Below are 24353 nucleotides of genomic sequence, written 5' to 3'. Positions count from 1 at the left end.
GGCGTCTCAAACCTCACACCTTGTAGCGACGGCCTCACGGCGGTTCGTAGGGTGCGCTCTATGACTGACGTCGCCGAAGGCGCCTCCGCCGACGCAGCCGCGACCCCGCTCGCGCTCGCGCAGCCCGAGGACCGGCACAGCCGCGAGGAGTGGGAGGCCGCGACCGCCGCCGTCCTCCGCAAGGCTCGCAAGCTGACCGACGAGGACCCGGACGCGGCTGTCTGGGACCGGCTGACCCACACCACCCTCGACGGCATCGCGATCTCCCCGCTCGGTGTGGCCGGCGGCCCCGAGCCGTCGGTGCGTCCCCGCCGCGCCGGTGCCTGGGACATCCGCGCCCTGGTCTCGAACCCCGACGCCAAGCTCGCCAACGAGGAGGCGCTGGTCGACCTCGACGGCGGGGTCACCAGCCTCTGGGTCGCCGTCGACGAGACGACCGACCTGTCCGCGGTGCTGGACGGCGTGCTGCTCGACCTCGCCCCCGTCGTGCTCGACGCCCCCACCGTGCCGACCGAGGCGGCGCGGGCGCTGCTGGCGTACGCCGCCGAGCGCGGCGTCGCCCTGCACCCCGACAGCAACCTCGGTGCCGACCCCCTCGGCGCGATGCTGCGCGACCTGCCGCTCGCGGTCGAGGAGGCGATCGGTGAGCTCCGCGACCTGGCCGTGCAGGCCAAGGGGGCCGGCGTGCGGGCGATCGTCGTCGACGCGACCGCCGCCCACGACCTCGGCGCCAGCGACGTCCAGGAGCTCGCCTGGTCGATCTCGGCCGGCGTCGCCTACCTGCGCTGGCTCACCGACCACGGCCTCGACCTCGTCGACGCCGCGAACCTGATCGAGTTCCGCTACGCCGCCGCGGACGAGCAGTTCCCGACCATCGCCAAGCTGCGCGCCGCCCGCCAGCTCTGGGCCAGCGTGCTGCAGCACTCGGGGCTGGCGGAGGACGTCGTCGTCGAGCAGCGGCAGCACGCGGTGACGAGCCGGCCGATGCTTAGCAAGTACGACCCCTACGTCAACATGCTCCGCGGCACCGTCGCGGCCTTCGCCGCCGGCGTCGGCGGCGCCGACGCGGTGACCGTGCTGCCGTTCGACTCCGCGCTCGGCCAGCCCGAGCTGTTCGGCCGCCGGATCGCGCGCAATGTCAGCCACCTGCTCATCGACGAGTCCCACGTGGCCGTCGTCGCCGATCCCGCCGGTGGCGCGTACGCCGTCGAGCAGCTCACCGCCGACCTCGCTGCCGCAGCCTGGACCGCCTTCCAGCAGCTCGAGGAGGAGTGGGAGGCCGGTCGCGACCTGACGGAGTTCCGCCAGCGGATCGCCGCGACGGTGGCCGAGCGCGAGCGGCAGGTCGCCCGCCGTACCCGCCCGCTGACCGGCGTCACCGAGTTCCCCAACCTCGCCGAGCAGCTCCCCGCCCGTGAGCCCGACCCGCTCAACGACCGGACCGCCCGCTACGGAGCGTCGTTCGAGGCGCTGCGCGACGAGCCGGCCGCCACGCCCGTGTTCCTGGCCACGCTCGGCACCATCGCCCAGCACACCGCTCGCGCCACGTTCGCCACCAACCTGTTCGCCGCCGGCGGCATCGCGGTCGAGGTGGCCGGGCCGACCTCGGGTGTCGACGAGCTGCTCGCGAAGTACGACGGGCAGCCGGTCGTGTGCCTCGCAGGGACCGACGCGGCGTACGCCGAGTGGGGCGCCGCTGCTGTCGAGGCGCTCCGCGCTGCCGGCGCCCAGCACGTGATCATCGCCGGCAAGCCGGACGCCGTCGACGCGGAGGTCGACGACGCCGCTGCGATGGGCGTCGACGCCCTGGCGTTCCTGACCAGTACTAGGGAGAAGCTGTCGTGACGATCCCGAAGAGTTTCGCCGGGCTCCCGCTGACGCCCGCCGAGCCTGTCGAGGCGAGCAGCGCCTCGACAAGCCCGGCGGACGCGTGGCACAGCCCCGAGGGCATCGAGATCAAGCCGTCGTACGACGCCTCCGATGTCGCAGGCCTGGCCGAGGACGGCTCCCTCGACACGTGGCCGGGACTGAGCCCGTTCCTCCGGGGCCCGTACCCGACGATGTACACGACCCAGCCGTGGACGATCCGGCAGTACGCCGGCTTCTCCACCGCAGAGGAGTCCAACGCGTTCTACCGACGCAACCTCGCGGCCGGCCAGAAGGGCCTGAGCGTCGCGTTCGACCTCGCCACGCACCGCGGCTACGACTCCGACCACCCGCGGGTGCGCGGCGACGTCGGCATGGCGGGCGTGGCGATCGACTCGATCTACGACACCCGGACGCTCTTCGACGGCATCCCGCTGGACCAGATGAGCGTCTCGATGACGATGAACGGCGCGGTGCTCCCGGTGCTCGCGCTCTACATCGCCGCGGCCGAGGAGCAGGGGGTGAAGCCGGAGCAGCTCTCGGGGACCATCCAGAACGACATCCTCAAGGAGTTCATGGTCCGCAACACCTACATCTACCCGCCGGCGCCGTCGATGCGGATCATCTCCGACATCTTCGCGTTCACCAGCCAGCGGATGCCGCGGTTCAACTCGATCTCGATCTCCGGCTACCACATGCAGGAGGCCGGTGCGACCGCCGACCTCGAGCTCGCGTACACGCTGGCGGACGGTGTCGAGTACATCCGCGCGGGCCTCGACAGCGGCCTCACCATCGACCAGTTCGCGCCGCGGCTGTCGTTCTTCTGGGCGATCGGCATGAACTTCTACATGGAGGTCGCCAAGATGCGCGCGGCCCGGGCGCTGTGGAGCCGGCTGGTCCGCCAGTTCGACCCGCAGAACCCCAAGAGCCTGAGCCTGCGCACGCACAGCCAGACCTCCGGCTGGAGCCTCACCGCCCAGGACGTCTTCAACAACGTCGGTCGCACCTGCATCGAGGCGATGGCCGCGACCCAGGGGCACACCCAGTCGCTGCACACCAACGCCCTCGACGAGGCGATCGCGCTGCCGACCGACTTCTCGGCGCGGATCGCGCGCAACACCCAGCTGCTCCTGCAGCAGGAGAGCGGTACGACGTACACGATCGACCCCTGGGCCGGCTCCTACTACGTCGAGAAGCTGACCCATGACCTCGCCGAGCGGGCGTGGGCCCACATCGAGGAGGCCGAGGCCGCGGGTGGCATGGCCGCCGCGATCGAGCAGGGCATCCCGAAGATGCGCATCGAGGAGGCCGCAGCCCGCACCCAGGCCCGGATCGACTCCGGCGCGCAGAAGGTGATCGGCGTCAACACGTTCCGGCTGCCGGTCGAGGACAAGCTCGACGTGCTTCGGGTCGACAACGACGAGGTCTACCGCCAGCAGATCGCCAAGCTGGAGCGGCTGCGGGCCGAGCGCGACCAGGCCGACGTCGACGCCGCGCTCGAGGCGCTCACCCGCAGCGCCGAGTCCGGCGACGGCAACCTGCTCGAGCTCGCCGTCGCCGCCGCCCGTGACAAGGCCACCGTCGGCGAGATCTCGGACGCCCTGGAGAAGGTCTACGGGCGCCACCAGGCCGTGATCCGTACCATCTCCGGCGTGTATCGCGACGAGGCCGGCCTGGCCAACGACGGAGCGGGTGACTCGCTGGTCGCCCAGGTGCGCGCCGCGACCGACGAGTTCGCGGAGGCCGAGGGCCGCCGCCCCCGGATCCTGGTCGCGAAGATGGGCCAGGACGGCCACGACCGCGGTCAGAAGGTCGTCGTGTCGGCCTTCGCCGACATGGGCTTCGACGTCGACGTGGGCCCGCTGTTCTCGACGCCCGAGGAGGTCGCCCAGCAGGCGATCGACGCCGACGTGCACATCGTCGGTGTCTCGTCGCTCGCGGCCGGACATCTCGCCCTGCTCCCCGCGCTGAAGCAGGCGCTGGCCGAGCACGGCCGCGAGGACATCATGGTCTCCATCGGTGGCGTGATCCCGCCCGACGACGTACCGACCCTCAAGGAGATGGGTGCTGCCGCGGTGTTCCTGCCCGGCACGGTCATCGCCGAGTCGGCGCTCGACCTGCTCGCCAAGCTCCGCGACCAGCTCGACCACTGACCCGGTGTCGCCCCCACCACCCGACGACCGGGTAGCGGCGCTCCTCGAAGGCATCCGTGAGGGCCGTCGCGCCCAGGTCTCACGTGCGATCACGCTGGTCGAGTCGACCAGCCCGAAGCACCGCGAGCAGGCCCGCGACCTGATGACCGAGCTCCCGCACGGTGACGCGGTGCGGGTCGGCATCTCGGGCGTCCCCGGTGTCGGCAAGTCGACGTTCATCGAGGCGCTCGGCAGCCGGCTGACGGCCGACGGCCACCGGGTCGGCGTACTGGCGGTCGACCCGTCCAGCGTCCGCACCGGCGGCTCCGTGCTGGGGGACAAGACGCGGATGTCGCGGCTCTCCGCCGACCCCGACGCCTACATCCGGCCGTCGCCGTCGGCCGGCACCCTCGGCGGTGTCGCCCGGGCGACCACGCAGGCGATGGCGGTGCTGGAGGCTGCGGGGTACGACGTGATCCTCGTCGAGACCGTCGGCGTCGGTCAGTCGGAGGTGACCGTGGCGGGCATGGTCGACACCTTCCTCTTCCTCACCCTCGCCCGCACCGGCGACCAGCTCCAGGGCATCAAGAAGGGCATCCTCGAGATCGCCGACGTCATCGCCGTCAACAAGGCCGACGGCGATCGCGAGCAGGAGGCCAGGGGAGCGGCGCGCGAGCTCGCCGGCGCGCTCCGGCTGGTCCGCGGCCATGGCGACGGCGGCGGGTGGACGGTCCCCGTCGTCACCTGCTCCGGCCTCAACGACGTCGGCGTCGAGGACGTGTGGCAGCAGGTCCTGAACCACCGCGGTCACCTCGGCGAGGACGGGCTGGCCAAGAAGCGCGCCGAGCAGCAGCTCGACTTCACCTGGGCGCTGGTCCGCGACGAGCTCGACCAGCGGCTGCGTCACTCCGCCGGGGTGAAGGCGATCCAGGCCGAGGTCCGGGCGGCCGTCCGCGCCGGCGAGCTCACCGCGCCCCTGGCCGCCGACCGGATCCTCGAGGCCTACGACCGCGACTGATCACGGCTAGGCTCATCTCGATGTCCATCTCTTCCGATCCGACCGCCGCCGACCCGAGCCCTGACCAGGTCGAGCGCGTGATCAACCACGTCGTCGAGAAGCACGTGGACGACCTGGTGGACCTGCGTCGTGACCTGCACCGGCACCCGGAGCTCTCCTGGGAGGAGCGGCGTACGACGGACCGCGTGGTCGAGCTGCTCGAGCTGGCCGGCTGGCGGGTGACTCCCTCGCAGCGCAGCGGCGCGATCGCCGAGATCGGCGAGGGCGACCGGGTGATCGCGCTCCGGGCCGACCTCGACGCGCTGCCGGTCCACGACCTGACCAAGGACCCGTGGACCAGCAAGGTGCCGGGCGTCGCCCACGCGTGCGGGCACGACGTGCACACGGCCGCCCTCATCGGCGCCGCGCAGGCACTCGCCGAGGTGCACGGCCGCGGCATGCTCCCCGGCCGGGTCCGGCTGCTCTTCCAGCCCGCCGAGGAAGTCATGCCGGGCGGTGCCGTCCACCTGATCAACCACGGTGTCCTCGAGGACGTGGAGCGGATCTTCGCGCTGCACGCCGAGCCCGCGGTCGACGTCGGCACGATCGGCGTCCGCACCGGGCCGATCACCAGCGCCGCCGACCGGATCGAGGTCCGCCTCGAGGGCACCGGCGGCCACACCTCCCGTCCGCACCTCACCGGCGACCTCACCTTCGCCCTCGCGAAGATCACCAGCGAGCTGCCCGCGGTCCTGAGCCGCCGGATGGATCCCCGCGCCGGTGTCAGCGTGGTGTGGGGCATGCTCCGTGCCGGCGCTGCCCCCAACGTCATCCCGGACCAGGGCATCGCGGCCGGCACCGTCCGGATCCTCGACTCCGTCGCCTGGGCCGGCGTGGAGGCCGTGGTCCGCGAGGCCGTGATCGACATCGTCCGGCCGTACGGCGTCACCGCGGCGGTCGACTACCTCCAGGGCGTGCCGCCCGTGGTCAACGACCCGGTCAGCGCACGGATCATCAACAACGCGGTCGACGCCGTGCTCGGCATCCACCACCGCACCGACGTGCCGCAGAGCCTCGGAGGCGAGGACTTCGGGTGGTATCTCTCGGACGTGCCGGGCGCGATGTTCCGGCTCGGGACGCGCACGCCCGGGGGCGCGACGTACGACCTCCACCAGGGCGACCTCCGGATCGACGAGCAGTCGGTCGCGATCGGAGCCCGGGTGCTGGCGGCAGTCGCGGCGCGGACGCTCATCACCGCTCGATAACAACCTCAGAAACTTTCGTTGCAACCCACCCCGCGGCGGAAACTCGCCGTTAGGGTGCACGGGATGCCCCGCCGTGGGGCCTGACGAGTATCAATCCCAGGAGGATGCCGTGAAGAGAACGGCTCGATTCGCTGCGGTGGGTGTCATCGCGGCCCTCGCCCTGACCGGTTGTGGCAAGAACGACGACGACGGCGACGACAACGAGAACGGCGCCGACGCCAACGCGAGCGTCTGCGAGTCGGCCGACGGGGACGGGCCGGCGATCGGCCTGGCCTACGACGTGGGCGGTCGCGGCGACCAGTCGTTCAACGACTCGGCGTACGCGGGCCTGGAGAACGCCGTCGAGGAGTACGACGCCACCTGTGTCGAGGGTGAGGCGACCGACGGCGAGGCCGAGTCGGCTCGCGAGGATCGTCTCCGTAACATGGCCGACCAGGGCCTCAACCCGATCATCGGTGTGGGCTTCGCCTACAGCGAGTCGGTCAACGCGGTCGCGCCGGACTTCCCGGACATCAGCTTCGCCGTGATCGACGGCTTCGACCCCGACACAGAGCCCAACGACAACGTCGCCTACCTGGGCTTCGCCGAGGAGCAGGGTTCCTTCCTGGTCGGCGTCGCAGCGGCACTGAAGACCGAGACCGACCAGCTCGGCTTCGTCGGTGGTGTCCACAACGACCTGATCAAGAAGTTCGAGGCCGGATTCGTGGCAGGCGCGACGGCCGTGAACCCCGATATCAAGGTCGCGGTGAACTACATCGAGGAGAGCGACCTCGCTGGGTTCAACGACCCCGAGGGCGGCAACCAGGCGGCCACGGCCCTCTACGAGGGTGGCGCGGACATCGTCTACCACGCCTCCGGCGCGTCGGGCTCGGGCGTCTTCGAGGCAGCGGCCACGGCCGACGCGTGGGCCATCGGCGTCGACTCCGACCAGTACCTGACCGCTCCCGCGGACCAGCAGGAGCACATCCTCACCTCGATGCTCAAGCGCGTCGACGTGGCGACGTTCAACATGGTCGAGTCCGTGGTCGACGGGGAGCCGCTCACCAGCTACGTGGTCTACGACCTGTCGCAGGACGGCGTCGGCTACTCCACCTCGGGCGGGTTCATCGATGACATCACCACCGACATCGACGAGTACGCCGACCAGATCATCAGCGGCGAGATCCAGGTTCCGACCGCGCCGTAGTGATCGGCCGAGCACACTGCCGGTCCCGACACCCCTAGGGTGACGGGTAGCTCAGCGAGGCCCGGGTCCAGCCTCTGGTCTGGACCCGGGCTTCGCGGCTGATTCTGGTCGCGCGGAGTGGGGATCGAGGAGGGATCATGACAACCGAGGTCGAGACCGCGCCGGGAGCGGCGCCCCCCGGTGGCGGCGGGATCTCCGTGGTCGGGGTGACCAAGCGGTTCCCCGGCGTCGTGGCCAACCACGACGTCAACCTGACCATCCGGCCCGGAACGGTGCATGCGCTGATCGGCGAGAACGGCGCAGGCAAGTCGACGCTGATGAAGATCCTGTACGGCGTGCAAAAGCCCGACGAGGGCCAGATCCTGGTCGACGACAAGCCGGTCAGCTTCCACTCGCCGACCGACGCGATCAAGACCGGGATCGGCATGGTGTTCCAGCACTTCATGCTGGCCGACAACCTCACCGTCCTGGAGAACGTCGTCCTCGGCGCCGAGGGCCGGTTCGGGATCGGCGACCGGGCCAGAGAGGAGATCCGCCGGATCTCCGACGACTTCGGGTTCGACCTCGACCCGGACCAGCTCCTCGAGAAGCTGGGGGTCGGGCAGCGGCAGCGGGTGGAGATCCTCAAGGTGCTCTACCGCGGCGCCAGGACCATCATCCTCGACGAGCCGACCGCGGTGCTCGTGCCGCAGGAGGTCGACGCGCTGTTCGCGAACCTCCGCGAGCTGCGCGACAGCGGTCGCACCATCCTGTTCATCTCGCACAAGCTCGACGAGGTCCTCGCCATCGCCGACGACATCACGGTGATGCGTCGCGGCGAGACCGTCGGCGAGGCCGACCCGAAGACCGCCACCAAGCATCAGCTCGCCGAGATGATGGTCGGCGCCGAGCTGCCCTCCCCGGAGACGGAGGAGTCGACGGTGACCACGACCCGGATGCTCGAGCTGGCCGGCGTCTCGCTGGTCGACGACGGTGGCCGGTACCTGCTGCGCGACATCGACCTGGCCATCCACCGCGGCGAGGTCCTCGGCGTCGCCGGGGTCGAGGGCAACGGGCAGGCCGAGCTGGTCGAGACGATCATGGGGATCCGCAAGGCGACCGTCGGCACCGTGAGCCTGGCCGACCAGGACCTCACTCGCTGGCCGACCCGGCGACGACGCGAGGCGGGGATCGGATTCATCCCCGAGGACCGGCACCGGCACGCACTCGTCCTGGACGCGCCGCTGTGGGAGAACCGGCTCCTCGGTCACCAGACGAGCCCTGCCCTCAACCGCCGCGGGTTCCTCCGGCGACGAGCCGCGAAGGCGGAGACGTCCCGGATCGTCGAGGCCTATGACGTCCGCACCCCCTCGATCAACACCCACGCCCGGGCGCTGTCCGGCGGCAACCAGCAGAAGCTGATCGTCGGCAGGGAGATGAGCGGTGACCCGATCCTGGTGATCGCCGCCCACCCGACGCGCGGTGTCGACGTCGGCGCCCAGGCGGCGATCTGGGAGCACATCAAGAACGCGCGCAGGGAGGGCCTGGCGGTGCTGCTGATCTCCGCGGACCTCGACGAGCTGATCGGCCTCTCCGACCGGATCCAGGTGATCCTGCGGGGTGAGCTGGTGGGCGAGTTCGACCCCTCGACGGTCACCCCGCAGCAGCTCGGCTCGGCGATGACCGGCGGACGAGGTGATCGCTCGTGAACGCCGGCACCGTGGTGCTGAAGGTCGGGCAGGCGGTCCTCGCCCCGCTGATCGCTCTCGCGTTCGCGGTGGTGGTCACCAGCGTGATCGTGTCGGTGGCCGGGAGCTCGGTCTCCGAGTTCTGGGAGGTCATGCTCGAGCCGCCGAGCAAGCGCAGCTGGGTCAACATCCTCAACCAGACGTCGATGCTCTTCCTCGCCGGGATGGCCGCGGCGATCGCGTTCCGGATGAACCTGTTCAACATCGGCATCGAGGGGCAGTACCTGCTGGCGTCGTACTGCGCCGCGGTCGTCGCCGGTGCCGCACTCCTCCCCGGCAAGCTAAACGTCGCGGCCGCGGTCGTGGTCGCGATGGTCGTCGGTGCGGTCTGGGCGGGGATCGCCGGCGTACTGAAGGTCACCCGCGGAGTCAGCGAGGTGATCTCGACGATCATGCTCAACGCGATCGCGCTCACCCTCGTCGGCTGGCTGCTGAACCAGTACGGCGACTCGGCCGGCCAGGGCCGACGGACGACACCGATTCCCGAGTCGAGCAGGCTCGACGGCTTCTCGTTCTTCGGGTACTTCGCGCAGGCTGACGGCCGGGTCTGGACCCTGTCGTTCGTCGCGATCGTCGTGGGCGTGGTGCTCGCGGTGGTGATCAACCGCACGCGCTTCGGGTTCGACCTGCGGGCGACCGGCAGCAATGACGAGGCCGCGGTCGCGTCCGGTGTCGGCATCAAGAAGATGGTCGTGGTCGCGATGCTGCTCTCCGGAGGGGTCGCCGGCCTGATCTGGCTGCCGGCGTTCTTCGGCGACGGCTACTACTACGGCACCCCGTTCCAGTCGAACCTCGGCTTCACCGGGCTCGCGGTCGCGCTGCTCGGCCGCAACCGCCCGATCGGCGTCGCGGTCGGCGCGCTGCTGTTCGCCTGGTTGAGCGTGCAGGCCAACCCGCTCCAGCTGTTCGCCGACATCTCACCGTCGATCGTCCAGGTCACCCAAGGTGTCGTCGTCCTCGCGGTCGTCGCCGCCTACGAGGTCGTCCGCCGGTTCGGGGTCGCCCAGGAGCAGCGCAGCATCCGTAAGGCGCTGCAGCGGACCGGTCGCCTCGAGGAAGGAGCCGCGACATGAGCGCGACGACCACCGAGGCGAAGCGCCCGGCCGAGCCCACGAGCCGCTTCCGGGTGACCGGTACCGCCCGCGTCCTGCTGATCGTCGCCGCCGTCCTCGTCTCGCTCTCGGCGGTGCGGGTGCTGACCGGCGCCAACCAGATCGACTCGCCGGGCAGCCTGCGGGCCGCCCTGACGGCCACCTGCCCGATCCTGCTCGCCGCCCTCGGTGGCCTGTGGGCCGAGCGGGCCGGCGTCGTGAACATCGGCCTCGAGGGTCAGATGCTCCTCGGCACCTGGGGAGCGGCGTACTTCACCTATTGGTACGACCCCTACGTGGGGCTGCTGGGGGGCATCCTGTTCGGCGTCGTCGGCGGTCTGGTGCACGCGGTCGCCACCGTCACCTTCGGCGTCGACCACATCGTGTCCGGTGTTGCGCTCAACATCATTGCGCTGGGGCTGACGACGTTCTTGGCGGAGGCGTTCTTCGCCGACCTGAACTCCGAGCACGGGCGGGGTGGGCCGCAGCAGCTGACCGGCCTCGACAAGCCGGCGTCCTTCACCGTGCCCGGGATCAGCGACGCTGCGAACGACCTCGCCGACAAGCAGTGGTTCGTGGTGTCGGACCTGGCCAGCTTCGTTGCGGTGGTGACGACGAACATCTCGGTGGTCACGATCGGCGTCTTCGTGCTGTTGCTGGCGACGGCCTACATCCTGTGGCGCACCCGGTTCGGGCTGCGGCTGCGGTCCTGCGGCGAGAACCCGCAGGCAGCCGAGAGTCTCGGCGTCGGCGTGCTGCTGCACAAGTACGTCGCCGTCCTCATCTCCGGCGGGTTCGCCGGCCTCGGCGGCGCCTACCTGGCGCTCGTGTCCTCACCGGGCTTCAACACCAACCAGACGAACGGGCGCGGCTACATCGGCCTGGCGGCGATGATCTTCGGCAACTGGCGACCGGGGGGCGTGCTGGTCGGCTCCGGGATGTTCGGCTACACCGACAGCCTCCGGCTCCGTGATCCCGACACCATCCACGCGCTGCTGCTGTTCGTGGCGTTCTGGTTGCTGGTGCTGGGCGCGTGGCGGGTCTTCAAGGCGTCCCGCACGACCACGGCGCTCGGCCGCCGCAGCTTGTTCGGCCAGGTCGGGCTGCTGGTCGCGGGCATCGTGTTCCTGTTGTGGTACCTGCTGACCGACAGCGTGCCGCGCGACCTCACCAGCATGACGCCCTACCTCGCGACGTTGCTCATCCTCGCGTTCGCGGCGCAACGACTACGAATGCCCAAGGCCGACGGCCAGATCTATCGCAAGGGCAGCGTGGGCTGAGCCGGATGGACGACGAGTTCGACTGGGCCGCACTCCAGGCCGAGGCGGTCGCCGCGATGGGGCACGCGTACGCGCCGTACTCCTCGTTCCCGGTCGGCGCCGCCGCGCGCGTCGACGACGGCCGGGTCGTCGTCGGCTGCAACGTCGAGAACGCGGCGTACGGCGTCGCCCTGTGCGCCGAGTGCGGCCTGGTGAGCCAGCTCCACATCACCGGCGGCGGTCGGCTCACGCACTTCGTGTGCGTCAACGGCGAGGAGGAGGTGCTGATGCCCTGCGGACGGTGTCGCCAGCTGCTCCACGAGAACGGCGGGCCCGACCTGCTGGTGATGACAGTGTCCGGGGTCCGGCCGATGAGCGAGGTGCTGCCCGATGCGTTCGGTCCCGACGACCTCGCTTGACCTGACGTCGGCGGAGGTCATCGCCGACCCCTACCCGTTCTTCGACGAGGAGCGGTCCCGGCACCCCGTGGCCTGGCACGAGCCCACCGGTATGTACCTCGTGTTCGACCACGCCACAGTCAGCGCCGTCCAGCGCGACCGGAGGCTGGGACGCATCTGGGCTGACAAGCAGCCGGCCGACTACCTCGAGCCCTTCAACCTGCTCCACCGCAACCAGATGATGGAGAACGAGCCACCCGAGCACACCCGGCTGCGGCGCCCGGTGGCGCGCGCCTTCGCGCGCGGGCACGTCGAGCGGCTGAGGCCGCGAGTGCGGGAGCTGGCCGACGGGCTGCTCGACGAGGTCGACCCCGCGGGCTTCGACGTCGTCGGTGACTTCGCCGAACCGCTGCCCGTGCTCGTGATCGCCGACCTGCTCGGGGTGCCCCGCTCCTACGCGTCGTCCCTGCGCGACTGGTCGCAGGCGATCGTGCGGATGTACGAGGTGCCGCCCGGACCCGGTGTCGTCGACGCTGCGGTGGCCGCGGCGGCGGAGTTCGCCGGGCTGGTCCGCGAGCTGATCGCGGAGCGGCGTAACGCCCCCCGGGACGACCTGATCAGCGATCTCGCCGCGACCGAGCTCACCGAGGACGAGCAGGTCGCCGCCGTCGTCCTGCTGCTCAACGCCGGCCACGAGGCTTCGGTCAACGTCTTCGGCAACGGTCTGACCGCGATGCTCCGCCGTGGGCTGCGCCCGGCCGACGACGTCGCCGCGACGGTGGAGGAGATGTTGCGCTTCGACTCGGCGCTCCAGCTCTTCGAGCGCACGGCCACCGAGCCCGTGGAGATCGCTGACCTCACGCTCGAGCCGGGCGACAAGGTCGCGGTGCTGCTCGGCTCGGCCAACCGCGACCCGGCGGTCTTCGACCAGCCGGCCGAGTTCCGTCCGGACCGCACCCCCAACAACCACGTCGCCTTCGGTGTCGGTGTGCACTTCTGCCTCGGCGCCCCGCTGGCCCGGATGGAGCTGGTCGAGTCGGTGGGACTGCTCTTCGAGCGTTTTCCCGACCTCGGACTGCGCAACGAGCCGGTCAGCCGCGGCACGTTCGTGTTGCGGGGGTTCACGTCGGTCCCCGTCGGTGGCGGCTTAGGGTTCACGTCATGACGCGCGGATCCCCCCACGATGCCGTCGAGGTCATCAGCAGCAAGCGCGACGGCGCCTCCCTGAGCCGCAGCCAGATCGAGTGGGTCGTCGACGCCTACACCAAGGGCGTGGTCGCTGACGAGCAGATGTCGGCGCTCGCGATGGCGATCCTGCTCAACGGCATGGACCGCCGCGAGATCGCCGACTGGACGGCAGCCATGATCGCGTCGGGGGAGCGGATGGACTTCTCCGGACTGTCGCGCGCCACGGCGGACAAGCACTCCACCGGTGGCGTGGGGGACAAGATCACCCTCCCGCTGGCGCCCCTCGTGGCCGCCTGCGGCGTCGCCGTACCCCAGCTCTCCGGCCGCGGACTGGGCCACACCGGCGGCACCCTCGACAAGCTGGAGTCGATCCCGGGCTGGCGCGCGACGCTCTCCAACGAGGAGATGGTCGCCCAGCTGGAGTCGGTCGGCGCCGTGATCTGCGCGGCCGGCGACGGTCTCGCCCCGGCCGACCGCAAGCTGTACGCGCTGCGCGACGTGACCGGCACCGTCGAGGCGATCCCGCTGATCGCGTCGTCGATCATGAGCAAGAAGATCGCCGAGGGCACCGGCGCGCTGGTGCTCGACGTCAAGGTCGGCAGCGGTGCCTTCATGAAGGACGCCGCACGGGCGCGCGAGCTCGCCGAGGTGATGGTCGCGCTCGGCACCGACGCCGGTGTCCGCACGGTGGCACTCCTGACCGACATGGACGTGCCGCTGGGCCGCACCGCCGGCAACGCGATCGAGGTCACCGAGTCGGTCGAGGTCCTCGCCGGCGGCGGTCCCGCCGACGTCGTCGAGCTGACGCTCGCGCTGGCCAGGGAGATGCTCGCCGGCGCCGGGGTCACCGACGTCGACCCGGCCGACAAGCTCGCCGACGGTTCGGCGATGGACGTGTGGAAGGCGATGATCCGCGCCCAAGGGGGCGACCCCGACGCTCCGCTGCCCACCGCACGGGAGTCGCACGTCGTGACGGCCGACGCCGATGGTGTGCTCACCCGGCTGGACGCCCTCGCCGTCGGTGTTGCCGCGTGGCGGCTCGGGGCCGGGCGGGAGCGCAAGGAGGACCCGGTCCAGGCCGGCGCGGGCGTCGTCTGGCACGCCCGGCCGGGTGACAACGTCACCGCCGGCCAGCCCCTGCTCACGCTCCTGAGCGACACGCCGGAGCGCTTCGACCGCGCACTGGCCGCGCTCGAGGGTGGCTACCGGGTCGATCCGCCCGGGACGCCGTACGACGCCCGGCCGCTGGTCATCGACCGCGTCGGCTGACCGCTCAGTCCGCCTCGGCGGCCTCTTCGCGGGCGGTGGCGACCCCTTCCTGGAGCTCCCGGACCTCCTGTGCCTCGGAGTGCTCCTCGGAATCGCTGCCGTGGTCCTCGAGCCAGTCGAGGTAGAGCGACGGACCGCTGAGAGGGTCGCCGTCCGGGACCGAGGCCTGCGCCTCGGGGTCCTCCGACCACTGCTCGTAGAACGGGGACGGGCCGTCCTGGTGCCGGATCGCGACGGCGACCAGCTCGTCGAGCGCCCCGCCGGTCACGTCCGGGTCGTCCGGGTCGCCCGCTGCGCCGGCGAGGCTACCGGCGACCCGCGCCGCGTCCTCGGCCGTGGCGTCGGTGTGCTCGACCCATGCGGTGAGGGCCGTCGCGAGCTCGTCGTCGGTGAAGACGTCGGCCAGCACGTCACGCTGCTCCGAGGCCGTCAGCGCGGTGACGCAGTCGAGGGCGGCGGGGTCGGCGAAGGCGTCCGCACGAGCCTCCGCCGAGTCGAGGTCGTCGGGGTCGGCGCCCGCGCCGGTCAGGCAGTCGCGGAAGTCGCCGGACTCGGGAAGGTCACCGACGTCGGAGCACCCAGCGAAGAGGACCGGAACAGCGACCAGCGCCGCCACGACGGTGGTTCTCCTCACTTACGGGCACCTTCGATCTGTTGCTGGAGATCGCGCAGCTCCTGCGCCAGGTCGTACTCTTCCGTGCCCGGTCCGTGGTCCTCGAGCCAGTCCAGGTACAGGGACGCGGGTGCCAACGGGTCCGCGTCGGGCACCGAGTTCTGCGCGGCCTGGTCCTCCAGCCACGTCTGGTACGACGGCGGCGCGCCGTTGTTCTGGAGGTAGATGAGCCAGGCGAAGTTCTCGTGGACGGCCTCCTCGCTCCAGGCGTCCCCGAAGTTCTCGCGGCGATCGGCCGCCTCGGCGCTCTGCGCCGAGAACGCCTCCAGGATCGCGATCGCGTCCTTGATGTAGGGGAGCTTGCCGGCCAGCCGGGTGCCCTCGGCTGCCGTCTCGACGAGGGTCTCGAGGTGTCCGCGGGCCTGCTCGACCGCGGTGTCGAGCACGCCGGCGATGTTGTAGTCGAAGTCGGCGGCCTCGGCCAGCCCGAGCAGGTAGCCCACGCTGCGCGCGGTGACCTCCAGGCCGACGCCCTCCTCCGCATCCCGGATGATCAGGTCGCGGATGAGGTCGTTCATGTCCTCCTCGTCGACGAAGTCCTCGAAGATCTCCGCAATCAGCCCCTGGTTGATGGTCTCGCGCAGCTGGGCGAGCACGTCCAGGGTCTTGGGGTCCTTGAGGAACGCGCTGATGTCGATCGGGTACATGTCGGCGTTGAGCTGGTCGTCGTAGCGCTGCAGGTGCTGCAGCAGCCCCTCGATCGCGGCGGGCTGCTCGTTGTCCCGTGCGGCCTCGAGAACCGCGGGCACGAGCTCGCTGATCCGCTGGTTGAGGTCGGCGTCCCGGGCGCCGCGGTGGTCGGCGGCATGGTGGTCGAGCAGCGCGCGCAGCCAGGCGTCGCGGTCGTCCGGTGACATCTCGTTGACCAGGCGCGCCACGAGCTCCGGGTCGGCAGCGTCGGCGAAGCCGTTGACCATGTCCTCGTAGGAGAGGTCGCCGGTGGCGAGGTCCTGGATGTGGCGGGCCATGTCGGTCCCGTCCCAGTCGTCGTTGCGCAGGTCGTACCGCATGTCGTAGCTGAGCGCGAGGGCGAGTGCCTTGATGCGTTCGTCGGCGTGGTCGGACCCGGTGATGGAGCCGATGACCGGCGCCCACTCCGGACTGTCGAAGTTGCCGACGAACTCGCCGAGCTCGTTGTCGTCGAAGCGGCTGAGGCCGTTCGCCATGAGGTCGTTGATGGCGAGCAGACCTTCCTCCCAGTCCTCCTGGCTCGTCTCGCCGGTGCTGGTGAAGTAGTTGGCGGAGTCGTAGATCCGGCGGACCGCCTCCGGCCCCAGCTCGTCGAGGAACGCCTCGGCGTAGATCGGGTCGCTCCCGTTGCCGCCGTACTCCTCCAGCAGCCGGCGGATCTCCTCGCTGCTGTCGGTGTCGAAGTCGTCGGTGTCGACCAGCTCGCGGAGTCGTTCGGCGTCCTCCCGCGCCTGCTCCCTGGTCTCGTCCTGCTCCCGGAGCAGTGCGTGCCTCTGCTCGGTGAGGGACAGCAGCGGCAGGAGGGCGTCGACGTTGGTGCCGTAGCCGAGGGTCGAGCCCTGGTAGCCGTAGTAGGCGATCGGTGAGCTGAGGGCCAGGGCCTCGCCGCACTCCTGCACGCGTGCGCGGACCCAGGACTTCAGGGTCTCGAACTCGGTGTCGGTGGCTCCCTGCAGGCGGTCGCGTCGCTCGCCGGCGGTCTCGCCGCCACCGTCGGGGTCGTGATCGCCGATGGGGGCGTCGTCGTACTCGGTCTGGGCGTTGGACCAACGCGTGTTGAGCGCTGCGAGGTCCTCCTGCGCGGAGTCGAAGTGCCCGGCGAGCGTGACCAGGGCCTGCTGTCCCGCGTCTAGCCCGTGGGAGAAGCTGTCGGCGCCGCCGGTCATCACGCCGCCCAGCGCACGCATCTCGCCCTTGATCACGGTCGCTGCCTGGCCGGTCCACTGGCCGCCGATCTCGTCCGGGGTGCCCGCAGCCTGCGTGCCCTTCGTCCGGAGGTGGTCCTCGGCCTCGCCGAGGAACTTCGCGACGTTGCGCACCTGCTGCGGGTCGAGGTTGAGCGTGTAGTGGTCGGCCATGGCAACGGGTCAGAGGGTGATCGGAGTGGTGTGCGAGGCGTCGCGGTCGACCGCCTCGAGATCGACCTGGAGCTGGTTGGTGTTGCCCGCGATGAGCCCGGCGGACTCGGAGCCGATGTCGAAGGTCTGCGTCCAACCGCTCTCGAAGGTGGCCGTGTAGGCCTGCATGTCCGCGGCGAAGTCGCCGCAGCCGCTCTCGACGGTGGTGCGCGCCGTGCTGATCAGGTCGCTGAGGTTGTAGAAGTCCTGGGAGAGGTTGTCGAACCGGTCCTCCACCTGGGCAGCCACCTCGGGGCTCATCGTTATGGCCATGTGGTGTGGTCTGCCCGCGGGACGGGAACTGAAACGCAGTTAGCATGCCTGAGCGCCCGCTCGGGCGAAGGGAAGGATTCTCGGTGCGATTCAGCCTCAGCGTCGTCAACGGAGCGACCGGCGTCCGGCGGGACGTGCTCGTCGACGCCGACCCTGAGACGGAGCTCGAGGAGCTGCTGCCGCGACTGCTGGACGCCACGAACGGGCAGATGCACCCGGGCTTCGCCCGGCAGGTGGGTGTGTGGATCGACGGTCAGCCGGTCGAGAGGGACCGCACGCTCCGCGACGCACGGCTCGCGCCGGGCTCCGTCGTCGCGCTCCACGAGCCCGACGGGTACGACGCCGCGCTGCCGCGCGGGGTCGTGGAGCTGCGCGTCGTCTCCGGGCCCGGCGCCGGCCGGATCCACCGGTTCGGCATCGGCGAGCACCAGATCGGCAACGGCGCGTCGGGGATGTCCCTGCCCGACCTGTTCCTGCCGACCGACGCTCTCGTCATCCGCGTGACCGCCGATGCCGAGGTCGAGGTCGTCGAGCGTTCGCGCGCCGTACGCATCGACGGCCGCGACCCCGCCGCACCCGACCCCGAGCACGACGAGGAGGACGCGACCGCGGTCGAGTTCCTCCCGAAGGAGGCACTCACCCGGCGGGAGCGCAAGCGCCGCAAGCGGACCGAGAAGCGGGAGCGGAAGGCCGAGCGGAAGGCCGCGCGGCGTGCGAAACGGAAGAGGGCACCGGCCGAGGAGCCGGAGGAGGAGACCTTCGAGGACGTCGAGTGGCCGGAGGGCGCCGACCTGAGGATCGGGGAGTCGCTCCTCCAGTGGCACCGGGTCTGGGTGCCCGACGCCGACGCCGGTCCGAGCGAGGACGTCCTCGGCATCGACTTCAACCGCCCGCCGCGGCTGCTGCGGCCCGAGCGCGAGAGCTCGTTCGTGCTGCCGGGCGAGCCGATCGCGCCGCGGCGACAGACGATCCCGTGGCCGGTCGTGTTCGCGCCGATGTTCATGGCCGTGCCGATGTGCTTCCTGGTCGGGAGCTGGCGGTTCCTGCTGTTCGGCCTGATGTCCCCGGTCCTGGCGTTCTTCAACTTCATCGCCCAGCGCAAGGGCGCGGCGGTCGAGTACCGCCGGCAGATGATCGAGTTCCGCGAGGACACGATCTCCGTACGGCGCCGGCTGGCCCGCGCGCAGCGGCTGTTCCGCGAGGACCTCCGCCGCGACCGTCCCGACCCGGCCCGGGTGCTGCTCGACGCCGTCGGTCCTGGCCAGCAGCTGTGGATGCGGCGGCGGCCGGACCCCGACTACCTCGAGCTGCGGCTCGGCGTCGCCGACCGCCCGTCGCCGATCCAGGTCTCGGACCGGTCCCGGAAGGAGAGCGAGGAGCCGCCGGAGCCCGACGTCCTCGGCGACGTACCGGTCTCGATCGCGATGCGCGACCTCGGCGTGATCGGTGTCTGCGGCGAGGCCGGCGGAGTCGACGCGCTCGCCCGCTGGCTGGTGGGTCAGGCCGCGGTCCTGCACGCGCCGGGCGACCTCGATGTCGTCGTCCTCACCAACGCCGAGCGCGAGCAGCAGTGGGGATGGACGCGCTGGCTCCCGCACTGCCGGCGCCCGGGGGAGCCGGTCGCGGCGGTGCTCGGCACCGAGCAGCAGTCGGTGTCGCGGCGGCTGGCCGAGCTGAGCCAGCTGATCTCCGACCGGGCGGGGGACGAGCGCAAGGTCAAGCTCCCTGGCGACGTCAGCCCGCGGCCCGACGTGCTGGTGGTCGTCGACGGCGCCCGGCGGCTGCGGGCGCTCCCCGGCCTGGTGACCCTGCTGCGCGAGGGCCCTGCCGTCGGCGTGACCGTGATCTGCCTCGACGAGGACGTGCGGCTGCTGCCGGAGGAGTGCCGTGCTGTCCTCGACGTGCACGAGGGCCTCGTCGAGCTGCGCCGGACCGGGTCGGAGGCCGTGGCCAGGATCCGGCCCGATCTTGTCGAGTCCACCTGGGCGACCCGGATCGGGCGGGCGCTCGCGCCGGTGCGCGACACCACCCCGACGATCGAGGTGTCCGGGTTGCCGTCGTCCGCGCGGCTGCTGGAGTGCATCGCGCTCGAGGACCCCACACCGGAGACCGTTGCCCGCCGGTGGGGGCCGGAAGCACGTACCGATGTCGTGATCGGCGAGGGCTTCGACGGCCCGTTCCGGCTCGACATCCGCAAGGACGGCCCGCACGCGCTGATCGCCGGTACGACGGGCTCCGGCAAGTCCGAGCTCCTGCAGACGATCGTGGCCTCGCTGGCTGTAGCGAACAGCCCGGAGCAGCTGACCTTCGTGCTCGTCGACTACAAGGGCGGTTCGGCGTTCAAGGACTGCGCCCGCCTGCCCCACACGGTGGGCATGGTCACCGACCTGGACACCCACCTGGTCAGTCGCGCACTGACCTCGCTCGGGGCCGAGCTGAAGCGCCGTGAGCACCTGCTCGCCGTACCGGGGGCCAAGGACCTGGAGGACTACTGGGCGCTCCAGCGGCGAGACCCCAGCCTGCCGACGATCCCGCGGCTGGCGATCGTGATCGACGAGTTCGCCAGCCTCAAGGCCGAGCTGCCGGACTTCGTGACCGGGCTGGTGACGATCGCCCAGCGCGGTCGATCGCTCGGCATCCACCTGATCCTCGCCACCCAGCGGCCCTCCGGCGTCATCTCCAACGACATCCGGGCCAACACCAACCTGCGGATCGCGCTCCGCGTGACCGACGAGTCGGAGTCCAAGGACGTCATCGACGCAGCCGAGTCCGCGACGATCGGACCCGACCAGCCGGGCCGCGGCTACGCCCGGCTCGGCCACTCGTCGCTGCTGCCGTTCCAGGCCGGTCGCGTCGGTGGCGCCCGTCCCGAGTCGACCCCGGTCGAGGACGTCGTGCGGGAGCCACCGCTGGTCTGGCCGGTCGGCTGGGACGTCGTCGGGCACCCCGCGCCGGGCCGGCCGAAGCAGGAGGGCAAGCAGACCGACGAGGGGGAGACCGACCTGTCCGTGCTGGTCGAGGCCATCACCGGCGCGACCGCGCTGCGCGGCATCGAGGACCAGCACTCCCCGTGGTTGCCGGAGCTGCCGGCGCCGGTCACCCTCGCGGACCTCAGGAAGATCGTCGGGGCCGAGCCCGACGCCGCCCGCGTGACCGGCTGGTCGGCGCCGTGGGTGCTCGAGGACCATCCGGCGGACCAGGCGCAGCGGCCGCGCGAGTTCACCCTCGGGAAGTCGGGGCACCTCTACATCGCCGGCGGGGCCAGGTCGGGCCGGTCGACCGCGCTGCGCACGATCGCCGTCGGACTGGCCGAGGTCACCCGCTCGCGGGACCTCCACATCTACGGACTCGACTGCGGCAACGGCGCCCTGCTGCCCCTCACCGCGCTTCCGCAGACCGGGGCGGTCGTCCAGCGGACCGAGGTCGAGCGCGCGAGCCGGCTGCTCGAGCGGCTCGGCGAGGAGGTCAAGCGCCGCCAGGACGTGCTCGGCCAGTCCGGGTACGCCGACATCGACGAGCAGCGGCAGGCAGTGCCGGCGGACGAGAGGCTGCCGTACGTCGTACTCCTGCTGGACCGGTGGGAGGGCTTCATCTCCGACCTGAGCGAGGTCGACGTCGGGCGGCTCAACGACCGGATGCTCGGACTCCTCCGTGAGGGCGCGAGCGTCGGCATCCACGTGGTGGTGGCCGGCGACCGGTCGCTGCTGTCGGGTCGGGTCGCGTCGCTGGTGGAGAGCAAGCTGCTGCTGCGGCTCCCGGACCGCAGCGACTACACGAGCGGCGGGCTCAAGTCGAAGGACGTCCCCGACAACCTCGCCGACGGGCGGGGGCTGTGGGCCGAGTCCGGGATCGAGGCCCAGATCGCGGTCCTCGGCGACCCCACCGACGTGGTCTCGGGTGCCGCGCAGAGCGCCCTGGTGCGCGAGCTGGGGGCCAGGCTCACCGCCGCGGAGGCTGCCGATGGCCCCGTCCCGGAGGCGCAGCGTCCGTTCGGACTCGCCGCCCTCCCCAACGAGGTCGACGCCGCGTCGGTGCTGGCGTCCCCGCCGTTCGTGCCGCAGGGGCACATCCCGGTTGCCATCGGGGGAGACCGCCTCGAGCTCGTCACGGTCGATGCCGCCAACACCGCGATGTTGGTCGTCGGACCGCCGTCCAGCGGGCGCACCAACGCGCTGCGGTTCATCTGCCGCTGGGCGCGGAACGAAGGGCGTCAGGTGCTCGGGTTCACGCCGAGCGCCAACCAGCTCAGCCAGGACCTCGGCGACAGGTGCCTGGTCGGCATCGACCACGCCCAGGAGGACGTGGTCGAGCGGCTGCGCGCGCTCAGCAACGGTTCGATCGTGCTCATCGACGACGGCGAGCGGCTGAAGGAGGGCCCGCTCGCGCCGGTCATGGGGGCGTTGGTGCGGCAGGCCCGCGACCGGGGCTTCCACGTGGTGCTCGGCGGTGGTGTGAGCGAGCTGAGCTCGGGCTTCTCGGGCTGGGTCGTCGAGGCCCGGTCCGGCCGCAAGGGGCTGCTGCTCTCACCGCAGGAGGCCCTCCAGGGCGACGTGTTCGGCGGGCGGGTCTCGCGGACGTCCTTGGTCCCGCGGGTGAAGCCCGGCCGCGGGGTGGTCTTCCCCGGCACGGGCGATCAGATCGGCGTGCAGGTCCCGCTGGTCAGGTGAGTGGGGACGCAGAACGGCCCGGCACCCTCCGTTGGATGGAGGCGGTGCCGGGCCGTTGAGCTGGGTGGCGGCGTCCTGAGCGCGCCGCAGCCGTCACAGCTTGATCGTGAAGGCCTGGTCGACCTCGGAGAAGGCCGAAGAAGCCTTGCCGAGATAGGAGACGAACTCGTCGATGACCGCGAAGAGGTCGCCGGCTTCCTTGTTCCACCGGGTGAAGATCTCCTGGAACGACGAACCCGACAGACCCTTGAAGGCGCCGGACTCGTAGAGGCTCTGGATCTGGCCTGTGGTGGTCTGCACCGCGTTCTCGAGCTCGTTCTTCAGGTCACCGAGGTTCCTGGCCTGGGCCTCGATGGAACCATGATCGATGGAGATGCTGCCGTCGGGTCCTGCCATGTCGAACTCCTGTGATTGTGGAAACGCTGACGGCCTCCGGGTTACCCGGGCTGTGACCCTGCAAACATCCGGTGGCAGAAAAGACGCTTCCGGCACTTATCATGCTGGCCGGACCAGATGGCGTACGACGTCGAGGCAACCATTGAGGTTCGCGGAGCGTCGTAGGGGGTACACGGGTTCGCATTGGCATGCGGACACGTGGACGTGGGTCTGCTCGGAATCTCGGAACCTCTCGGAAGGACGAAAGTGGCACCTCGGGTACACCTTTTCGGCTTGGTGACGGCAGCAGCGCTTCTTCTGGCGCTGTCCGGCTGCGGCGACGACGAGTCGCCCGAGCCCAACCTCGACCCGACGCCCACTGAGGAGACGTCCCCGGCCGACGCCACCTCGTCGCCGACCTCGAAGCCCACGGAGCCGTTCGATGCCGAGGGCAGCGAGACGCACGCGGGCCGGCTGAAGACCGATGGGCCGGACGAGCGCGCGGTCGCGGAAGCCTGGGTGGCCTACTGGGAGGTCCGCGGCACCGCCTACCACGAGGCGGAGGTCGACGTCGACGCCCTCGGTGAGGTCGCGCGCGGCGAGGCGGTCGAGGAGATCGTCAACTACGTGGCCGAGCTGCAGAGCGATGGCGAGCACCTCGTGGGCGACACCCGGGTCGGTGTGTCCAAGGTCGAGATCCAGGGCTCGTCCGCAGCCGTCCAGGGCTGCCTGCAGGGCAAGCGGAGGGTGGCCGGCGAGGCGCCTGGCCCGATTCAGTACGCGACGGTCGTCGGCACGCTGACGAAGGTGGGCGACACCTGGCTGGTCGACACCAAGACGGTGACGGGAGACAAGAAATGCAAAGCCTGAAGTGGAAGCGGATGGCCGTCGCTCTCGTCGCGGTGACGCCGGTGGTCCTGGCGTTGCAGGTCGTCGGACCGCATGCAGCCGCGGAGGGCTGCGAGAACCAGGACTGGTGTGACGTCGAGACCGGGCCCAACGGCGGCAGCGTCAGCGTGCACCTGTCGGGGACAGGCGTGTCCACGGGGAGCGGGTCGACGGCCAGCGTGCCGCCGGACTGCTGGTTCCAGGACGGCGTGGCGCTCGAGCCCGCCCTCGCGCAGCGGCGGATCCTCGCCATCTTCGAGTACCTCCTGCCGATCCTCCAGCTCCCGCTCCACTCGGTCGCCGACTACGAGGCCGCGCTCGAGGCGCACCCGAACCGGCCGAACTCGGACTACGACGACTGGAAGTGGTACTGGCTCAAGTGCAAGCCGGGCTTCGACATCACCTCCGACGAAGCGCTCAGCGTCAGCGAGGCCACCAACTGGTACGGCCTCCAGGTCGCCCGGCTCGACAAGCTGCTGCAGACCGGCCAGCCGACCGAGGGCGGCGTGAGCGTCGAGACCCTGCTCCAGGTGGCCCAGGACGCGTTCACGATCCCGGAGCCCGAGATCCAGCAGAGTCCCGCGGCGACCGACGAGAACGGCGCGACCCTGGTCAACCTCGACACCTGGTTCTGGTCCGAGGAGGCTCAGGCGTCGTACACGATCACGGCGACCGCTGGTCCGGTCTCGGTCACGCTGACCGCCGAGAACACCGGGTACAAGCTGGTCTCGCCGGCCGGTGGGGCCAACTGCACCTACGAGCAGTTCACGACGAAGTGGTCGGAGGAGCTCAACTCCAACCCGGACGCGGGCTGCACGATCGCGTTCAGCGAGCCGTCGACGGGCGACGGCCACGAGGTGTCCGTGTCCTCGACCTGGGACGTCACCTGGACGGCGACGGGCATCAACGGCACCAACACGCTCGACCCGATCACTCCGTCTTCGACCATCACGGTCCCCGTCGTCGAGCAGTGGGGCGACGTCACCGACGTCCACTGAGCGAGTGCGACCGG

18 protein-coding genes are annotated in these 24353 nt (G+C 70.9%); 14 read left to right on the top strand and 4 right to left on the bottom strand.

Annotated features, from left to right (window positions below; translation table 11 throughout):
* Nucleotides 1–60 precede the first annotated feature (60 nt).
* The 11 genes from D0Z08_RS02990 to D0Z08_RS02940 all read left to right on the top strand — a co-directional run bounded on the left by D0Z08_RS02990 (nucleotide 61) and on the right by D0Z08_RS02940 (nucleotide 14378).
* Nucleotides 61–1845 (top strand): methylmalonyl-CoA mutase family protein, encoded by a 1785-nt coding sequence (locus tag D0Z08_RS02990; protein ID WP_118922446.1) that lies wholly within the window; start codon nucleotides 61–63, stop codon nucleotides 1843–1845.
* On the top strand, nucleotides 1842–4019 hold the full coding sequence (gene scpA, locus D0Z08_RS02985) for a methylmalonyl-CoA mutase (protein ID WP_118922444.1): 2178 nt from the start codon (nucleotides 1842–1844) through the stop codon (nucleotides 4017–4019). Before D0Z08_RS02990 ends, scpA begins: the two co-directional genes overlap by 4 nt.
* 4 nt (nucleotides 4020–4023) lie before the next feature.
* Entirely contained in the window at nucleotides 4024–5016 is a 993-nt protein-coding gene (meaB, locus tag D0Z08_RS02980) for a methylmalonyl Co-A mutase-associated GTPase MeaB (RefSeq protein WP_118922442.1), read from the top strand.
* Nucleotides 5017–5036: 20 nt separating this feature from the next.
* The gene (locus D0Z08_RS02975) at nucleotides 5037–6260 is read left to right on the top strand and encodes an amidohydrolase (RefSeq protein WP_118922440.1); all 1224 of its coding nucleotides are present in this window, start codon (nucleotides 5037–5039) and stop codon (nucleotides 6258–6260) included.
* A 109-nt stretch (nucleotides 6261–6369) separates the two neighbouring features.
* Nucleotides 6370–7446 (top strand): BMP family lipoprotein, encoded by a 1077-nt coding sequence (locus D0Z08_RS02970; RefSeq protein ID WP_118922438.1) that lies wholly within the window; start codon nucleotides 6370–6372, stop codon nucleotides 7444–7446.
* A gap of 137 nt (nucleotides 7447–7583) precedes the next feature.
* On the top strand, nucleotides 7584–9134 hold the full coding sequence (locus tag D0Z08_RS02965) for an ABC transporter ATP-binding protein (protein ID WP_118922436.1): 1551 nt from the start codon (nucleotides 7584–7586) through the stop codon (nucleotides 9132–9134).
* A complete protein-coding gene (locus D0Z08_RS02960; protein ID WP_118922434.1) occupies nucleotides 9131–10246 on the top strand; it encodes an ABC transporter permease in 1116 nt (371 codons plus the stop codon). Before D0Z08_RS02965 ends, D0Z08_RS02960 begins: the two co-directional genes overlap by 4 nt.
* Nucleotides 10243–11544 (top strand): ABC transporter permease, encoded by a 1302-nt coding sequence (locus D0Z08_RS02955; protein WP_118922432.1) that lies wholly within the window; start codon nucleotides 10243–10245, stop codon nucleotides 11542–11544. Before D0Z08_RS02960 ends, D0Z08_RS02955 begins: the two co-directional genes overlap by 4 nt.
* Before the next feature lie 5 nt (nucleotides 11545–11549).
* Nucleotides 11550–11942, top strand: a complete 393-nt coding sequence (locus D0Z08_RS02950; protein WP_118922430.1) for a cytidine deaminase — start codon at nucleotides 11550–11552, stop codon at nucleotides 11940–11942.
* Complete coding sequence (locus D0Z08_RS02945; protein ID WP_118922428.1) at nucleotides 11914–13086, top strand: cytochrome P450; 1173 nt, start codon at nucleotides 11914–11916, stop codon at nucleotides 13084–13086. The genes D0Z08_RS02950 and D0Z08_RS02945 overlap by 29 nt, the downstream gene beginning before the upstream one ends.
* The gene (locus D0Z08_RS02940) at nucleotides 13083–14378 is read left to right on the top strand and encodes a thymidine phosphorylase (RefSeq protein WP_118922426.1); all 1296 of its coding nucleotides are present in this window, start codon (nucleotides 13083–13085) and stop codon (nucleotides 14376–14378) included. The genes D0Z08_RS02945 and D0Z08_RS02940 overlap by 4 nt, the downstream gene beginning before the upstream one ends.
* A gap of 4 nt (nucleotides 14379–14382) precedes the next feature.
* Here the strand turns inward: D0Z08_RS02940 and D0Z08_RS02935 are convergent, their stop codons facing one another.
* The 3 genes from D0Z08_RS02935 to D0Z08_RS02925 are packed head-to-tail and all read right to left on the bottom strand — an operon-like array spanning nucleotide 14383 to nucleotide 17411.
* A complete protein-coding gene (locus tag D0Z08_RS02935) occupies nucleotides 14383–15012 on the bottom strand; it encodes a hypothetical protein (RefSeq protein ID WP_147381299.1) in 630 nt (209 codons plus the stop codon).
* A complete protein-coding gene (locus D0Z08_RS02930) occupies nucleotides 15009–17099 on the bottom strand; it encodes a WXG100 family type VII secretion target (protein ID WP_118922422.1) in 2091 nt (696 codons plus the stop codon). The genes D0Z08_RS02935 and D0Z08_RS02930 overlap by 4 nt, the downstream gene beginning before the upstream one ends.
* 9 nt (nucleotides 17100–17108) lie before the next feature.
* The gene (locus D0Z08_RS02925; RefSeq protein WP_147381298.1) at nucleotides 17109–17411 is read right to left on the bottom strand and encodes a hypothetical protein; all 303 of its coding nucleotides are present in this window, start codon (nucleotides 17409–17411) and stop codon (nucleotides 17109–17111) included.
* Nucleotides 17412–17494: 83 nt separating this feature from the next.
* On the opposite strand from D0Z08_RS02925, the gene D0Z08_RS02920 reads away from it, so the two are divergent.
* A complete protein-coding gene (locus D0Z08_RS02920; protein ID WP_118922418.1) occupies nucleotides 17495–22078 on the top strand; it encodes an FtsK/SpoIIIE domain-containing protein in 4584 nt (1527 codons plus the stop codon).
* A gap of 93 nt (nucleotides 22079–22171) precedes the next feature.
* On the opposite strand, the gene D0Z08_RS02915 is transcribed toward D0Z08_RS02920, so the two are convergent.
* Nucleotides 22172–22474, bottom strand: a complete 303-nt coding sequence (locus tag D0Z08_RS02915) for a WXG100 family type VII secretion target (RefSeq protein ID WP_118922416.1) — start codon at nucleotides 22472–22474, stop codon at nucleotides 22172–22174.
* A gap of 273 nt (nucleotides 22475–22747) precedes the next feature.
* Here D0Z08_RS02915 and D0Z08_RS02910 point away from each other — a divergent pair, with 273 nt between their 5' ends.
* Both D0Z08_RS02910 and D0Z08_RS02905 read left to right on the top strand, forming a co-directional pair.
* Nucleotides 22748–23323 (top strand): hypothetical protein, encoded by a 576-nt coding sequence (locus tag D0Z08_RS02910; RefSeq protein ID WP_147381297.1) that lies wholly within the window; start codon nucleotides 22748–22750, stop codon nucleotides 23321–23323.
* Complete coding sequence (locus D0Z08_RS02905) at nucleotides 23311–24339, top strand: hypothetical protein (protein ID WP_147381296.1); 1029 nt, start codon at nucleotides 23311–23313, stop codon at nucleotides 24337–24339. Before D0Z08_RS02910 ends, D0Z08_RS02905 begins: the two co-directional genes overlap by 13 nt.
* Nucleotides 24340–24353 lie beyond the last annotated feature (14 nt).

The sequence above is a fragment of the Nocardioides immobilis genome (assembly GCF_003515065.1).
In the GTDB taxonomy this organism is placed as follows: domain Bacteria; phylum Actinomycetota; class Actinomycetes; order Propionibacteriales; family Nocardioidaceae; genus Nocardioides; species Nocardioides immobilis.
The sequence above is the reverse complement of the archived record's forward strand: the minus strand, read 5'-3'. Positions and strand labels throughout refer to the sequence as shown.

Bases quoted from the DNA above. Each gene is read 5' to 3' on its own strand.
- D0Z08_RS02925 (WP_147381298.1), bottom strand. From the start codon at position 17,411: ATGGCCATAACGATGAGCCCCGAGGTGGCTGCCCAGGTGGAGGACCGG.
- D0Z08_RS02950 (WP_118922430.1), top strand. From the start codon at position 11,550: ATGGACGACGAGTTCGACTGGGCCGCACTCCAGGCCGAGGCGGTCGCC.
- D0Z08_RS02990 (WP_118922446.1), top strand. From the start codon at position 61: ATGACTGACGTCGCCGAAGGCGCCTCCGCCGACGCAGCCGCGACCCCG.
- D0Z08_RS02955 (WP_118922432.1), top strand. From the start codon at position 10,243: ATGAGCGCGACGACCACCGAGGCGAAGCGCCCGGCCGAGCCCACGAGC.
- D0Z08_RS02945 (WP_118922428.1), top strand. From the start codon at position 11,914: ATGCGTTCGGTCCCGACGACCTCGCTTGACCTGACGTCGGCGGAGGTC.
- D0Z08_RS02940 (WP_118922426.1), top strand. From the start codon at position 13,083: ATGACGCGCGGATCCCCCCACGATGCCGTCGAGGTCATCAGCAGCAAG.
- D0Z08_RS02965 (WP_118922436.1), top strand. From the start codon at position 7,584: ATGACAACCGAGGTCGAGACCGCGCCGGGAGCGGCGCCCCCCGGTGGC.
- D0Z08_RS02915 (WP_118922416.1), bottom strand. From the start codon at position 22,474: ATGGCAGGACCCGACGGCAGCATCTCCATCGATCATGGTTCCATCGAG.
- D0Z08_RS02930 (WP_118922422.1), bottom strand. From the start codon at position 17,099: ATGGCCGACCACTACACGCTCAACCTCGACCCGCAGCAGGTGCGCAAC.
- D0Z08_RS02975 (WP_118922440.1), top strand. From the start codon at position 5,037: ATGTCCATCTCTTCCGATCCGACCGCCGCCGACCCGAGCCCTGACCAG.
- D0Z08_RS02905 (WP_147381296.1), top strand. From the start codon at position 23,311: ATGCAAAGCCTGAAGTGGAAGCGGATGGCCGTCGCTCTCGTCGCGGTG.